The following is a 1,288-nucleotide window of genomic DNA, read 5'->3' as shown; positions in this document are numbered from 1 at the left end:
GGAGGTGGGGAACACGTCGTTGGAGGACTGCGAGGCGTTGACGTGGTCGTTCGGGTGGACAACCTTGTCGCTGCCGGCGGCCTTCAGAGCGCAGGAAGTCTTCGTGGCCAACGGCTACCACGGAGCCGCCATGGACGAGATCGCCGAGACGGCCCACGTCAGCAAACCCGTCCTGTACCAGCACTTCCCTTCAAAGCGGGACCTGTACCTGGCACTGCTGGAAAGCCACTTGGCCTCCCTGACCGAGCTCATGCTGGGTGCCCTGAACTCCACCACGGATAACAAGGAACGCGTGCAGGCCGTGATGCGGGCGTACTTCCGCTTCATCGCCAATGACGACCAGGCCCACCGGCTGGTCTTCGAATCGGACCTGATCAACGATCCGGATGTCAGTTCCAGGCTGGAAACATTCAACCGGACCTTCGCGGACGCGATCGCACGCGTCATTGCCGAGGACACCAAGCTCCCCCATCTCGAAGCCGAACTCCTGGGCCGGGGGCTGGCAGGAATGGCCCAGGTCAGCGCCCGCTACTGGCTTGAAACGGACGGCAACCTGGACCTCGATGTGGCCAGCGACCTCATCTACCGTTTAGCTTGGCGCGGAATCTCTCGCTTCCCCAAAGAGTCCTAGACTACAAATAAGACATCATCCATGAACTTTGACTGGCTGGGAGGCCCCTGTGGAAATTAAGATCGGCGTTCAGAACGTTGGCCGCGAGATTGTGCTCGAATCGACCCAGGACGCCGAGACGGTGGCCAAGGTTGTGGGCGAAGCCATCAATGCCGGCAGCGAACTGCGGCTGACCGACGACAAGGGACGCCTGATCATTGTTCCCGGCAATGCCCTCGGCTATGTGGAAATCGGCGCCGAAGAGGTCCGCCGCGTAGGGTTCGGCCAGTTCTAGCCCTGAACCACCGACGGCCCTAGGAGATCCATGCTTTCCCTGACCATCGTTGTGCTGGCAGCGGTTGCCGCAGGCTTCATCGTCTGGGCGAATGACAGGCGGCACGCCAAGTATGGCGCCGGCCTGCCCGCAGGCGTTGCCGTCGTTGCCGGGGTCTTGACCTGGATCATCCTGATGATGGCAGGCTTTGGCTACCGGCCGGGCCTGACGTGGCTCCCGTGGGTCCTGCCCATCGTCCTGGGAGTTGCCGCCGCCGTGGCCGCGGTCCTCTACCTGGGCCGCAGCCGCGCCCGTCAGGACACGCAGCGGCTAACTGCCATCCTTCGCCGCTAGGACCGGGAACTATCCCGAAAACACGCGTGGCCGCCGCCCTCCGGGGCGGC

Annotated in this window: 3 protein-coding genes; all 3 read left to right on the top strand. The window is 63.4% G+C overall.

The window, feature by feature from the left end; genetic code table 11:
• Positions 1 to 64 precede the first annotated feature (64 nt).
• Genes AC5RTT_RS20585 through AC5RTT_RS20575 form a run of 3 tightly spaced genes read left to right on the top strand, consistent with a single transcriptional unit; the run spans position 65 to position 1,238 of the window.
• A complete protein-coding gene (locus tag AC5RTT_RS20585) occupies positions 65 to 631 on the top strand; it encodes a TetR/AcrR family transcriptional regulator (RefSeq protein WP_494146711.1) in 567 nt (188 codons plus the stop codon).
• A gap of 49 nt (positions 632 to 680) precedes the next feature.
• Complete coding sequence (locus tag AC5RTT_RS20580) at positions 681 to 905, top strand: DUF3107 domain-containing protein (RefSeq protein WP_009357701.1); 225 nt, start codon at positions 681 to 683, stop codon at positions 903 to 905.
• 30 nt (positions 906 to 935) lie between these two features.
• Positions 936 to 1,238 carry a hypothetical protein gene (locus tag AC5RTT_RS20575; RefSeq protein WP_494146710.1) on the top strand — a complete coding sequence of 101 codons (303 nt, stop codon included), beginning with the start codon at positions 936 to 938 and terminating at the stop codon, positions 1,236 to 1,238.
• Positions 1,239 to 1,288 lie beyond the last annotated feature (50 nt).

Source organism: Arthrobacter sp. Y3221157 (assembly GCF_059089865.1).
The sequence above is the reverse complement of the archived record's forward strand: the minus strand, read 5'-3'. Positions and strand labels throughout refer to the sequence as shown.